This is a genomic window from Micromonospora taraxaci (assembly GCF_007830095.1).
Taxonomy (GTDB): Bacteria; Actinomycetota; Actinomycetes; order Mycobacteriales; family Micromonosporaceae; genus Micromonospora; species Micromonospora taraxaci.
In genome coordinates this window covers 13486-25044 of sequence record NZ_VIWZ01000001.1, presented here as the reverse complement: position 1 = coordinate 25044, position 11559 = coordinate 13486, and the positions used below count along the sequence as shown (strand labels likewise).

12 protein-coding genes, 1 tRNA gene and 2 pseudogenes are annotated in these 11559 nt (G+C 69.2%); 8 read left to right on the top strand and 7 right to left on the bottom strand.

Features of this window, described 5'->3' with window-relative positions; all coding sequences use genetic code 11:
- Positions 1–39 precede the first annotated feature (39 nt).
- Entirely contained in the window at positions 40–810 is a 771-nt protein-coding gene (locus tag FHU34_RS00170; protein ID WP_145778123.1) for an IclR family transcriptional regulator, read from the bottom strand.
- 182 nt (positions 811–992) lie between these two features.
- Between FHU34_RS00170 and FHU34_RS00165 the strand changes: the two genes are divergently transcribed.
- From FHU34_RS00165 to FHU34_RS00155, 3 genes are all read left to right on the top strand, one after another.
- Positions 993–1775, top strand: coding sequence for an ATP-grasp domain-containing protein (locus tag FHU34_RS00165; RefSeq protein ID WP_145778122.1), 783 nt, complete (start codon positions 993–995; stop codon positions 1773–1775).
- Between the two features lie 27 nt (positions 1776–1802).
- A complete protein-coding gene (locus tag FHU34_RS00160; RefSeq protein ID WP_145778121.1) occupies positions 1803–2372 on the top strand; it encodes an NADAR family protein in 570 nt (189 codons plus the stop codon).
- A 207-nt stretch (positions 2373–2579) separates the two neighbouring features.
- Positions 2580–3059 (top strand): hypothetical protein, encoded by a 480-nt coding sequence (locus tag FHU34_RS00155; RefSeq protein ID WP_145778120.1) that lies wholly within the window; start codon positions 2580–2582, stop codon positions 3057–3059.
- 150 nt (positions 3060–3209) lie between these two features.
- Here the strand turns inward: FHU34_RS00155 and FHU34_RS00145 are convergent, their stop codons facing one another.
- Positions 3210–3428: a flavin reductase gene (locus FHU34_RS00145; RefSeq protein WP_145778118.1), complete on the bottom strand. Its 219-nt coding sequence runs from the start codon at positions 3426–3428 to the stop codon at positions 3210–3212.
- Positions 3429–3798: 370 nt separating this feature from the next.
- On the opposite strand from FHU34_RS00145, the gene FHU34_RS33985 reads away from it, so the two are divergent.
- Positions 3799–4200, top strand: coding sequence for a GntR family transcriptional regulator (locus FHU34_RS33985; RefSeq protein WP_145778116.1), 402 nt, complete (start codon positions 3799–3801; stop codon positions 4198–4200).
- Between the two features lie 322 nt (positions 4201–4522).
- Here the strand turns inward: FHU34_RS33985 and FHU34_RS00130 are convergent, their stop codons facing one another.
- Positions 4523–4753, bottom strand: a complete 231-nt coding sequence (locus FHU34_RS00130) for a hypothetical protein (protein ID WP_244311511.1) — start codon at positions 4751–4753, stop codon at positions 4523–4525.
- A 631-nt stretch (positions 4754–5384) separates the two neighbouring features.
- On the opposite strand from FHU34_RS00130, the pseudogene FHU34_RS00125 reads away from it, so the two are divergent.
- Both FHU34_RS00125 and FHU34_RS33980 read left to right on the top strand, forming a co-directional pair.
- A pseudogene (locus FHU34_RS00125) lies at positions 5385–5843 on the top strand (replication initiator); the annotation flags it as partial.
- Positions 5842–5985, top strand: a pseudogene (locus FHU34_RS33980) (site-specific integrase); the annotation flags it as partial. The pseudogenes FHU34_RS00125 and FHU34_RS33980, both read left to right, overlap by 2 nt.
- 83 nt (positions 5986–6068) lie before the next feature.
- Here FHU34_RS33980 and FHU34_RS00120 read toward each other — a convergent pair.
- Positions 6069–6140: transfer RNA gene (locus tag FHU34_RS00120), tRNA-Lys, on the bottom strand.
- 211 nt (positions 6141–6351) lie between these two features.
- On the opposite strand from FHU34_RS00120, the gene FHU34_RS00115 reads away from it, so the two are divergent.
- Both FHU34_RS00115 and FHU34_RS00110 read left to right on the top strand, forming a co-directional pair.
- Positions 6352–6654: a hypothetical protein gene (locus FHU34_RS00115; RefSeq protein ID WP_145778114.1), complete on the top strand. Its 303-nt coding sequence runs from the start codon at positions 6352–6354 to the stop codon at positions 6652–6654.
- Positions 6655–6820: 166 nt separating this feature from the next.
- Positions 6821–7903, top strand: coding sequence for an NAD-dependent epimerase/dehydratase family protein (locus FHU34_RS00110; protein WP_145778113.1), 1083 nt, complete (start codon positions 6821–6823; stop codon positions 7901–7903).
- 161 nt (positions 7904–8064) lie between these two features.
- Here FHU34_RS00110 and FHU34_RS00105 read toward each other — a convergent pair whose 3' ends face one another.
- The 3 genes from FHU34_RS00105 to FHU34_RS00095 all read right to left on the bottom strand — a co-directional run bounded on the left by FHU34_RS00105 (position 8065) and on the right by FHU34_RS00095 (position 11476).
- Positions 8065–9249, bottom strand: coding sequence for a hypothetical protein (locus FHU34_RS00105; protein ID WP_145778112.1), 1185 nt, complete (start codon positions 9247–9249; stop codon positions 8065–8067).
- Positions 9250–9496: 247 nt separating this feature from the next.
- On the bottom strand, positions 9497–10246 hold the full coding sequence (locus tag FHU34_RS00100) for a ZIP family metal transporter (RefSeq protein ID WP_145778111.1): 750 nt from the start codon (positions 10244–10246) through the stop codon (positions 9497–9499).
- A gap of 54 nt (positions 10247–10300) precedes the next feature.
- The gene (locus tag FHU34_RS00095) at positions 10301–11476 is read right to left on the bottom strand and encodes a GNAT family N-acetyltransferase (RefSeq protein WP_244311510.1); all 1176 of its coding nucleotides are present in this window, start codon (positions 11474–11476) and stop codon (positions 10301–10303) included.
- Positions 11477–11559: the final 83 nt, after the last annotated feature.

The window sequence follows — 11559 nt, the reverse complement described above, 5'->3', positions numbered from 1 at the left end:
ATGTTTCGATGATGTTTCGAACCGAAAACGGGAGGTTGGCTATCGAGGCAAGGCCCGGTAGCCCATCCGGGTCGACAACGTGGCCGCGCCCTCGCGAACCAGCTCGGTCCACTCCCGGTACGCCTGGGCTGTCCAGCGGATGATCGGCGCGGACAGACTCATCGCGGCGATGGTCGCACCGGAGTGGTCTCGGATCGCCGCGGCGACGCAGCGCATGGCCGTGTCGGACTCCCCGATGTCCACGGCGACGCTGTCCGCCCGCACACGGGCGAGATGTGCGCGTAGGCGCTCCGGGTCGGTGATGCTGGCCGGCGTCATCCCGGGCAGGGCGCCGTTGGTCAGGACGGCGTCCAGGCCGGCCGGATCGAGGTCGGACAGCAGGATCTTGCCGACCGCCGTGCAGTGAGCCGGCAGCCGCCGCCCGACCGCGGAGACCATCCGAACCGGGTGCGTGCTGTCGAACTTGACGAGGTAGATGACATCCGCGCCGTCGAGCACCGCCACGTGGACCGCCTCGTCGCACGCTGCGGCCACGTCCCGCGCGACGCACTGCGCCTCACGGACCAGATCAAGCCGGCCGGCGAACGCCGCGCCGAGTTGGAACAGCGGCATGCCGAGCCGATAACGCACCGGCTGGCCCGGTACGGAGATCAGGTACGAGCGAGCCTCAAGAGTGACGAGCAGCTCGTGGACGGTGGTGCGGGGCAGGTCGAGCCGCTCCATCACCTGGCGGGCCGACAGTTCAGGGCAGTCCACGAACAGTTCGAGGACGTCGAGTGCGCGGTTGACCGCCGGTACCACACGGGGCATGTCGATAGTCCCTTCGCAGTGCCGCCACCGCGTCAACGATCTCCACGGGCCGGCACTTGAAGAGGATAACTGCGTCGGCCCTGGGCGCCAGGCTCCGAAGCAAGCGAACGTTCGGGGCGCGGAGCACCGCTCGGGCCCTCAGCCTGCGGCGCCCGGCCACCCGGTACGACATGATTCCGTCCGTGACACTCGTCCTGCCACCGCGTCTGACCGCATCCGCTCTGACATTGCGCGACGCCGCGGAGCGGCGAGGGCTTCGCACCGTGCAGCTACCCACCTTCGACGTGCCCGCTGGTCTGCGAGCCGACCACCTGCATGCCGGCCCGACCTTCGCCGACGTCGTCGCTCCACTGCTCGGAATCGCCCCGCTGGAGGCTCCCCACGACTGGCTGGCCCTACTGCCCCGGGAGCTCACACGCCGAGAGATCACCCTGGTCACGCTCGGGGAAGCCTACGAACTCCGTCGACCGGCATTCGTCAAGTCGCCGAACGACAAGAACATCAAGGCCATGATCTACACAGACGGGTCCCGCCTGCCCGGCCCCGACGCCATCGACCGGCGGACACCCGTACTCGTCAGCGACATCGTCGACTTCACCGCCGAGTACCGGCTGCACCTGCTCGACGGCGCGGTTCAGGTCGGCAGCCAGTACGCCGAGCGGGGAAGGCTGCTTCTCGGACCTCCGTCCGCCGACGCACTCGCCTTCGGAGAAGACCTGCTGGCCAGTGTCGGTCACACACTGCCCACCGCCATCGTGGTGGACGTGGGGGTCATCGACGGTCGCTGGGCCGTGATCGAGTCGAACGCAGCCTGGGCCAGCGGAGCCTACGTAGCGGACCCCGACCTGGCGCTCGATGTCGTCCTGCGCGCAGCCGGACCACTGGACCGCCTCAGCAGCCACGATCGCCGATTCGTCAGGCCGTCGCACTCCCGCCTCGGCAGTCGCGAACCCACTGGTGCCTGAGCGCACACGTCTGGCACCCTGCTGGACGTGCCCGAGACGGATTCCCTGCCGTACGACCTGCCCGCACTGCAGGCGTTGGTTGCCGATGGTGGGCGTCCCAAGTACCTGTTCTTCTGGGGCCACCAGCCCCAACCCGACGGCAGCATCGGCTCGGGGTGCCTGAGCCAGTGGTGGCCGGCCCCGTTCACTGTGGACGGCGTCCGCTACCCGACGGCCGAGCACTACATGATGGTCGGCAAGGCTCGTCTGTTCGGTGACGAAGCGATCGCCTCCCGGATGGTGACGGCGTCGCACCCGAACGCGGTCAAGGCCCTGGGCCGGCAGGTACGCGACTTCGATCAGGCCATCTGGGATGCACACCGCTTCGACCTGGTCGTCGCCGGCAACGTGGCGAAGTTCAGCCAGCATCCCGACCTCGGGCTGTACCTGTCCCGCACGGCCAACCGGGTACTTGTCGAAGCCAGCCCTCTGGATCGCGTCTGGGGCATCGGACTGGCGGCCACGGATCCGCGTGCCGAGGACCCTGCTCGGTGGCGCGGCCCGAACCTTCTCGGATTCGCGCTGATGCGCGCCCGTGCGCAACTCGACACTCGTTGACCTCAAGGTTGACTCAGGCTTCCCGCGCGACCAGGCCAACTCCCGTCGCATCGTCCGCTGCTGCCTCGTTTCTGATGGACGGGTCGCTCAACAGGCTTGCTATGCAGGCCATTGCTGAGTAGCAGTGCTCACGCCCCGCGCTACCTGTGCCCGCAATGCTTGGCGACCAGCCGAGAAAAACAGGTTCGCGCGGAGAGGTGACAACACATGACGAAAATGAATCAAGCGTCATTGAAGTTGGCGGCCGTCGTTTTGATCGTGGCCGTGACGGTGGTGTTCTGGTGGATCGTCGGCGATCAGACCAACGAGGCAGCGCGGCAACTCGACGCTGAGGGCGTCGAACTCGACTACGCGATCCGTCCGGTGAACCTGGGTCCCGCGGGTGAGCGCATCGTCGGCGTCCTGGCGTGCATCGGCGCCATCGGTGCGTCTGGCGTTCTGGTCCTGGGCACCTACACCCGCAAGGTCGCCTTCGGGTGGTGGTGGATCCTGATTCCGCTGGTCGGGGTCGGTGCCATCGTCGGCTGGTTCTGGCGGGTGCTGACCGCTGGGGAGATCGGTGCCAATATCGGACTGGGCTTTGCCGTCATCTACGCCTGCCCGCTCCTAGTGGTCCTACTGACAGCCGCCGCGGTGGCGACCCGGCGACTGCAACGCGACCGGGAACGACGCAACCACCCGTCGTGAGGAAGGGCAGGGTCGCCGTCCGTAGGTGGCCGTGCTTGTGTTGGCGGACCTGCTCGTCCCAGATCTCCTGGTCGTAGTCGGGGTCCGGCGGGATCCATCGGTGGGAGCCGTCGCTGTAGTGGAACTTCTCATCCCCGGGTCGCAGGATGCTCATCGAGTCCAGCCGAGGAATCGGTGATGCAGGTGGCCGGCGGGGACGTGTGCCAGGTCCTGCGCGGCGTTGACGAGTTGGGCTGCCAGGTAGAACGCGAGCGATACCGGGGCTCGGTCGTACTCCGCTCGTAGCTCTCGACGGCGGGTGTGGCAGGGCCAGTCGGCGCCGCAGCCACCGCAGGTCCAGGCCGGCGTGATCGGGAGGTGGGTCGTCACTCGGGCTTCCTCCGCCCGGCCGGCGGTTCCCATGACGGAGCGGATAGCCGGCCGTCCTCTGACGGCCAGTGACCTCGGTTGATTGGGATTCGATGCCTCGTGTGGCAGGGCAACTCGCCCCCGCATCGGCAGACCTGCCGCCATCGCTGCCATGACCAGACCGGCCGGTGCCGCCTCGCCAGGGTTAGCGCGACGGCCACCAAGTACTCCTCGTACGACACGTGTGGCACGGGCCTCCCTTCGGATGTTTGTCGATGTCGCGGGCGGGCCGGAGTCGATCGCGACTGTTGTCCCAGCTCATGTCACCGTAACGACGTAGGACTGTAGATACAATGATATGTAGAGCCGTCCAACACGTAGCGTCACATTTGTGATCGACCCCAGCGCGGATCGGGCCGTGTTCCGGCAGCTCGCAGACCTCCTGCGAGACCGGATCACGTCTGGCGACCTCGCGCCCGGCGCATCGCTACCGAGCGAGTTGCGACTGGCTCAGGAGTACGGGCTGAGTCGCACGAGCGTCCGACAAGCGGTAGCGCTACTCCGGTCGGAAGGGCTCGTGATCGTGGAACCCCCGCGCGGCACGTTCGTCCGCGCCGACGAGCCGACCGAAACGGTGACCCTCCTCAAGGGCGACACCGCGACCGCGCGTATGCCGACCCCGGCTGAACGGCGCGACCTGGAGATCGGTGAGGGCATCCCGGTCATCGTGATCTTCCGAGCCGACGGATCCCGCGAGCTGTACGCCGCCGACCGCATCCGCGTCGGCCGCTGACCCTGTCGTAACCGTCGACGAACCCCGTCGGGGGAATGCGGTCTCAGACTGCCGGCCGCTGTCAGATGGTGGCGGCCCCGCATCGACGAGCAGGTGCCGGGCGTCGTCGGTTCACGTTCCTGGTTGGCCGGCATCGAGGCTCGCGCTGCCTTCTTGCTGCCTCGCTGCCTGACGGCTCGTTTACAAGTTCTGGGCGCTCCGTCCGGCGGGGTCCGTCCGGGTCCTCGACCTCGGAAGGCCGTCTGCGTCCGGCTGCCAACGGCTGCACTCCTCCCCGCACGTTGCTGTCACCGCTGCTGTCAGCCATCCCGGCGAGACGACATCAGATCCGGCGACGAGGATCCTTTCCGGCAACGTCGCCGTACGGGAGCGAGATGCCCAAGGCTCGCCAGAGGTCATGGAGCACCCGCCCGAGCCGTTTGCTGTCGTCTGTCGACAACTGAGCGATAGGCATGCCGGCGGCTTGGTTCTCGCCGACGTTGTAGATCAGGTCCGCGAGCGACGTGGCTGTCGGTCGGTCAAGGCGAAGAACAACTTCCTCTTCCGTAGGCATGTCCCGCACCCTACGGCTCTAGCAGAATCCGGCGTACAGGTCGACTCGTCCGTTGCCCACCAGGTCAGCCACCCTGAAGCGAGGCGACCTGCTGTTTCTTGGGACGCTGCCGGTCGTCGATGGTCGTCATTGGCCGGCGCTAGACGGCCCGGCGATGGCTCAGACGGTCCATGGACGGCCCAGATGCGCTGTCAGTTTGATGGTTGACACATGCCTGCGGAGTCGGTAGATCACCTGGCGTGATTGATCAAGCAGGACAGGGCCAAGCGGAGCGGCGGGCAGCCGTCCGCGCCTACCGGCAGGTGCCTCCGGCTGTGCGTCGCGACGTCATCCGGTACTCCAACAAGAGACGCTCCCACCCAGATCCTGAGGTCGCGGCGGCCGCCGAACGGTGGGCACGGGCGGTTCTCCGGCCCGCCTGGTGGAACCGGATCCCACCCTTCGTGTTACCGCTGTTGAGCGTGGTGCTCATGGGCGGCGGATGGGTCTCCGGGAATCTTTTCCTTGGGTGGTGGTGCGGGGTAGGGGGTTTCGTAGCTCTCGTTCTGGGCCTCGTGTCATGGAATCAACGGCAGGCGGCCAAGCAGATACTCGAGTCGTCGAACGACGTGACGCGGCACTGAGCGGGAGTGGGTCTTCAAGCGACGTCCGGCGGATCAACACCATGGGCGGTGAGCTGACCGACGGCAAGGTGGCCGCGTATCTCGCCACGTACGCCACCAAGGCCACCGAGGTCACAGGCCACTGCTCCACCCGACTCACCCCCGCCACTGTTGACGACTACGCCGGCCCGGAAGGCGATCATCTCGCCCGCCTCATTGACGCTTGCTGGCACCTAGGACGGCCCACCGGCACCGACACCGCCAGCGGCGCCGCAACGACCGACAACCGTCAAGGCAGCCTTGACGCCGAACCGAACGCCTACACCGGGCTGCGCCGCTGGGCACACATGCTCGGCTTCGGCGGCCACTTCCTCACCAAGGCCCGCCGCTACTCGGTCACCTTCGGCCTGCTCCGCGACACCCGTGCCACCTACCGCCGCGCCGAGGGCGATCACACCGCCGACATTGTGACCGTCGGCGTCCTCAGCTGACCTGGACGTGCACCCTCGGGTGGCGATGCAGATCCTTCGGCATGCGCAATTCGCCATCACTATGGAGATCTACACGGTGGTCTCATCGGCGGCCACCCGCGACGCCCTCAAGCGGCTCGGCAGCGCACTGGACCGGTAAGGCGCTACTGCTGTACTTCGCTGCTGTACCGGCCACACTCACGGAGACAGCGGCCCGACAAGGGCCGCTGACCTGCGGAGGAGTGGGCCGCCAGGGACTCGAACCCTGAACCTATGGATTAAAAGTCCACAGCTCTGCCATTGAGCTAGCGGCCCCGCGCGCTCAGGTTACCTGACTGTGAGCGATGCCGGCTCTCGGCTTCCGGCCGGGCGTCGATGCCTGTCGTCAGGCGAATCTGATCATCACGAGGTCGGCGATCTGGCGGTGTCCGGGGCGGTGGAAACCGCCAGGTCGGGGATGTGGAGTGGATCAAGTACTCCCTGGGCGGATGCGCATGCTCGGGGGCGTCTGGGGAATCGGTTGGGCATGAGACTGAACGGCAGCCCGGCTGTGGCGGCGTCCGGCGAGGAGGTCGGGCCGGACGGTGTACGCCAGCCGGGTGGCGAGGTGCACGCCTGGCTGCCCGGTCAGAACCAGACGGTCTGCGGCCTGGCCCTCAGTCGGACCCGGCTGCGTCGCTTCCCTCATGTGCGCTTCGACTACTCCGGCACCGACGTGCTCACCGACGTGGACGCGGTTGGTTGGATCTGCCCGCGTTGCCTGGCCGCGACCACCGGCCGACGGGGGGCGGAAAGGCACGGCTGGGTCCGGCACTCTCCTCGACCCTGATCGACTCGGGTTTCCGGAAGTCGGGCTGTCATCCTCACCCGGATACCGCGACTTTCAGAGAGGCGAGTGGATCAAGCCGCCGGGCGCACGGACCGCGCCGGCGGACAGGTCGGGCCGCGCGGGCGCCGGGTGGTTGAGCTGCTGCTGGACGGGTACGGGGTCGGGCATGCGGATCGTGGTGGTGGGGGCCAGCGGCAATGTCGGTACGGCGTTGCTGCGGCGGCTGCGCCGGGAGCGGGGCGTGGAGTTGGCCGGGGTGGTCCGGCGGTTGCCCGGCCCGGATGCCGGCGAGCCGTACGACCAGGTGGAGTGGCACTCCTGCGACATCGGCGCGCCGGGCGCGGTGGCGCAGCTGGCCGAGGTGTTCGCGGGGGCGGACGCTGTGGTGCACCTGGCCTGGCAGATCCAGCCCAGTCATGACCAGCGGGTGCTGCGGCGGACCAACGTCGACGGCAGCCGGGCGGTGATCGACGCGGTGGTCCGGGCCGGGGTGCCGGCCCTGGTGTACGCCTCGTCGGTCGGCACCTACGCGCCCGGCCCGAAGGACCACCCGATCAGCGAGCGGTGGCCGGCCACAGGTGTGCCCGGCTCGTCGTACAGCGAGCACAAGGCGGAGGTGGAGGCACTGCTGGACGAGGTCGAGCGGGAGCACCCGACGCTACGGGTGGTGCGGATGCGACCCGGGTTGATCTTCCAGCGGGCCGCCGGTGTGGAGATTACCCGCTACTTCCTCGGCCCGCTGGCGCCGGTACGGCTGCTGCGCTTCGGTCGGATTCCGCTGGTGCCGACGAACCGCCGGTTGCGGATGCAGGCGGTACACGCCGACGACGTCGCTGACGCGTACACCCGGGCGGTGTTGGGTGATGCGCGCGGCGCTTTCAACGTCGCCGCGGACCCGGTGTTGACGCCGGAGCTGGTGGCCCGGCACTTCCACGGTTGGACGGTGCCGGTCGCCGCGCCGGTGCTGCGGGTGGCGGCGGCGCTGAGCTGGCGGGCGCGGCTGCAACCGGTCGACGCGGGCTGGGTGGAGCTGGGTCTGAACGCCCCGCTGATGTCCAGCGAGCGCGCGGAGACCGAGCTGGGCTGGCGGCCCAAGGTCAGTGCTCTGGCGGCCCTCAAGGAACTCTTCGCCGGCATGGCCGACGGCGACCACACGGCAAGCCCACCGATGTCCGGCGCACGGGATCTGCCCGGCCGCCCGGCCGCCCTCCTCCACGCCCGCCCACCAGGCCAGGGCAACCCCTACTGACCCTCACCCCGCGGGCTCGTTGATCAAGAGCTTTCGGTCAGAAATCGCCGCCCCGGTGACCGAAACCTCTTGATCACCGGCGCAGGCGGGCGGCGCGGGCACACGGCGCAAGCGGGCGGCGCGGGCGCACGGCGCGGCACGGGGCACGGACGGCGCGGGGGTTAGGAGAGCTTGGAGCCGGTGACTGTGGGGTTGCGGGCGCCCAGGAAGAAGATGCCGGGGAAGCCTCGGGTCTCGAACTTGCCACTGGGGTTGCGGCGCAGGGTCGAGCCTTCGATCCGCATCGTGCCGGTGCGGTTGTTGCTCACGAAGAAGATCGCGCCGCCGCCCTCGTTGGCCTTGTTGTTCTCGATGATCGTGCCGGCGATCCGCACGGTGAACTCGTTGCCGTCGCAGTAGATCGCGCCGCCGCTGCCGCCGCCCGGCGTGCCGGACTTGGCCGGGTTGGCTCCGTTGCCGATCGCCTCGTTGTTCTTGAGCAGGCTGTTCAGCACCACCCACGACACGCCGATGCTGCTCAGCGCCCCTCCGTTCGAGCAGGAACCGCCGTCGAAGGTGCTGCCCACCACGTACACCGGCTTGTTCTCGTGCTGGCTCAGCACCCGGATGGCCGCGCCTCCGAGGTCGGGGCCGGTGCGGTCGCAGCGGTTGCGGACGAAACGTGAGTTGACCACCTTGAACCGACCGCCACGTACGAAGATCGCCCCACCGCCGCCGCCCTCGGCCTTCTCGCCGGTGGAGTTGCCGTCGGCGAACGTCAGGTTCTGCACGGTGAGCTGCGGGTGATCCTGGTTCTGGCAGTGCGAGGTGGTGAAACCCTGCGCCTCGTCGCAGGTGTTCATGTAGAGGATGCGGCGCTGGCCCTGGCCGCTCAGCGTGACGGTGCCGCCACCGTCCAGCACGACCTTCGGCCCGTTGGCGTTGCGCACCTTCGCGGTGGCGGCCATTTTGATCGTCACCGGTGCCGGACCACAGCTGAACGTGATGACACCGCCCGCCGCGACGGCCTTCACGACCGCCGCGGAGGTGCAGCTGGCCGGGGTGCCGGTGCCGATGGTCCGGGTCGGCTTCGAGGTGTCCACCGCCCGCCCTTCGGCCGGCACGCTGGCCTTGCCGTTCGGGTTTCCGGCCGCGAGGACCTTCTCGGCGGGCTTGGGGCTGGCGCTGGCGCCCGGGCCGCCGAGGCCGTCACGGGCCTCCGGCGAGGCACTCTGGTCGCCGGTCGCCACTGCCGTCGGCGCAGCGGACGAGCCGGACTGGAAGGCGGGCGCCGGGTCGTCGGCCGCGCAGGCGGGCAGGGTCGCGGTGGCGACACCGAGGACGAGCAGGGCTGCAAGCGACGTCATGCGCACCCCGTGATGCTAAGGCCTGTTTCATGAGAACTGGCCGGCCTGCGGCGGGCCCGGACGACGACCGGCGGCGTTGCGGTTTCGTCCGGATACAACACCGGTATCCGGACGAAACCGCGCCTTGCCGGGTCGCCGTCCGGACTCCGCCTCGGCTCGACCGCCCTCATGAAACAGGCCTTAGGAGCCGTGCCGGTGTCACGACGAATCCGCCGTGCCGGTTTAATGCGCCGCTAAGACGGCATCATCAGGCGTGGGACAGGGCGAACGCGGTCAGGAAACCGGCGACCGTGATCAGGCCGACCAGCAGGTGGGCGTCCTCGAACGCCTCGGGAACCATGGTGTCGGTGATCATCGCGAGGATCGCGCCGGCGGCCAGGGCCGTGATCCCGGCCAGCACCTCCGGCGGAGCACCGCCCAGCAGCGTGTTGCCGAGCAGCGCCGCGATTCCGCTGATCAGGGCGATCCCGGTCCAGAGCAGGAAGACGTACCGCCGGGTTCGGCCGGCCTGGCGCATGCCGGCCGCGCTGGACAGCGCCTCCGGGACGTTGCTGAGGAAGACCGCCGCCACCGTGACCAGGCTGACCGCGCCGCCGCTGAGCAGGCTCGCACCGATCACCACCGATTCCGGTACGCCGTCGAGCAGAGCGCCCACGGCGATCGCCGACCCGGAGCCGGGCTTCTCGTTCTCGGAGGGCTGCTGGTCACCGGACCGCTTCCGGTGCCGTGCGCCGTGCCGAGCGAGCGCCAGGTTGGCCGCCGTGTAGACGACCGCGCCGGCGGCCGCGCCGAGCGCGGTGGGCAGCAGCCCACCCTGCGCGTGGGCCTCGGCGATCAACTCGAACGACACGGCGGAGAGCAGCACCCCCGCACCGAACGCCATGATCGACGCGATGAGGCGCTGCGGCACCCGCGCGAACCAGCCGATCGCCGCTCCGACCAGCAGAGCCGATCCGGCCAGCAGCCCCCACCCACCCGCCTGTAACCACTCCGGCATTCGCGGGGAACTACCCACGGCCGCCGGGCCGACAAACCCGGTCGTGAGGAAGACTCAGAAGTCGGCGAAGAGGTACGGCACCCGGCGGGGGAAGATGCCGCGCAGCTCGGCGGCGGCGTCCGCCGGCACCTCACCAAGGCCCCGCAACGGCAGCTCGGCCGGGTCCAGCACCCCGTACGCGAGGGCGGAGAGCCCGGCTGCGGTGAGGGTGGCGGTCGGCGTGCGGCCGGTGGTGTCGTCGACCAGCTCCAACGCTCCGGTGGTGCCGTCCAGCAGGTGGGTGCCGGCCAGCCAACGGTCCCCGGTCAGCTCGACCCGTATCCGACCGGGCCCGGCGGGCAGCCCGCGCAACGCGTCCATCGACAACAGGCGGGCCATCGGGGCCGACGAAACCGGCACGGCCGTGCGCGCCTCGACGTGGACGTCCAGATCGGTCAGCCACAGATCCGGCAACTCGTCGGGCGGGACCTGGACGGTGATCCGCTCGATCTGGTCGACGTGCCGGGCGAAGAACTGCAACAGCAACATCCGGGCGAGCGGGTCGACGCACAGCATCTCGTTGCCGTGCAGCGTGCCGCCGTGCCCGTCGACCCGGTACGTCACCGCGCCGGTGACCTCCCCGCCCACCCGGGCGGTGACCAGCCAGTACTCGTCCCGGTCGCGCATCCCGACCGCCCGGTAGTCCGGGAAGATCGAGAAGCCGTGCCGTTCCTGGAGGTTGCGCTCGGTGAACGCCCGCCACACCGGATAGCCGGCCGCGATGCGCTCCCAGCTCACCTCGCCGGGCAGGTCCACACGGAGCAGCGAGCCCAGGTTGGCAGGGGCGAAGGTGACCCGGCGCGGCTTGGGCAGCCCGATGTAGCCGAAGCGGGCGTAGAAGCTCGGCCGGAACGGATAGAGCGCGCTGAGCGTGTGCCCCTCGTCGCGTACCTCGTCGAGGAGTTGGTGCAGCAACGTCCGGACGTGCCCCTGCCGGCGGGCCAGCGGATGGGTAGCCACCCCGGCGACGCCGGCCATCGGCAACACCGCACCGCGCAGGTTCTGCCGCATCGGAATGGCCGAGACGGCGGCCAGCGTGGCACCGCCCTCCTCGGCGATCAACGTCCGGTTGCCCTCCTGGTAGGGCAGGTAGTCGCGGAACTCGTCGATCCGTGCCGCACCGAGCGGCGAGGACTCGAAGGCGTACGCGGCCAGGGGGAAGCTGGTGGTGAGACGGTCATCGGCGGTCACCCGGCGGATGGTCATTCGCCCATCTCAGCCTGCCGTGCAGGTGACAGCAACCGGATTGGCCCGATCCACGGCGTCGACAGGCG

What these genes read in the sequence shown, in the direction of transcription:
- FHU34_RS00170 (WP_145778123.1), bottom strand. Translation starts at nt 810, where the DNA reads ATGCCCCGTGTGGTACCGGCGGTCAACCGCGCACTCGACGTCCTCGAA.
- FHU34_RS00155 (WP_145778120.1), top strand. Translation starts at nt 2,580, where the DNA reads ATGACGAAAATGAATCAAGCGTCATTGAAGTTGGCGGCCGTCGTTTTG.
- FHU34_RS00130 (WP_244311511.1), bottom strand. Translation starts at nt 4,753, where the DNA reads ATGCCTACGGAAGAGGAAGTTGTTCTTCGCCTTGACCGACCGACAGCC.
- FHU34_RS00115 (WP_145778114.1), top strand. Translation starts at nt 6,352, where the DNA reads ATGAGACTGAACGGCAGCCCGGCTGTGGCGGCGTCCGGCGAGGAGGTC.
- FHU34_RS00110 (WP_145778113.1), top strand. Translation starts at nt 6,821, where the DNA reads ATGCGGATCGTGGTGGTGGGGGCCAGCGGCAATGTCGGTACGGCGTTG.
- FHU34_RS00105 (WP_145778112.1), bottom strand. Translation starts at nt 9,249, where the DNA reads ATGACGTCGCTTGCAGCCCTGCTCGTCCTCGGTGTCGCCACCGCGACC.
- FHU34_RS00100 (WP_145778111.1), bottom strand. Translation starts at nt 10,246, where the DNA reads ATGCCGGAGTGGTTACAGGCGGGTGGGTGGGGGCTGCTGGCCGGATCG.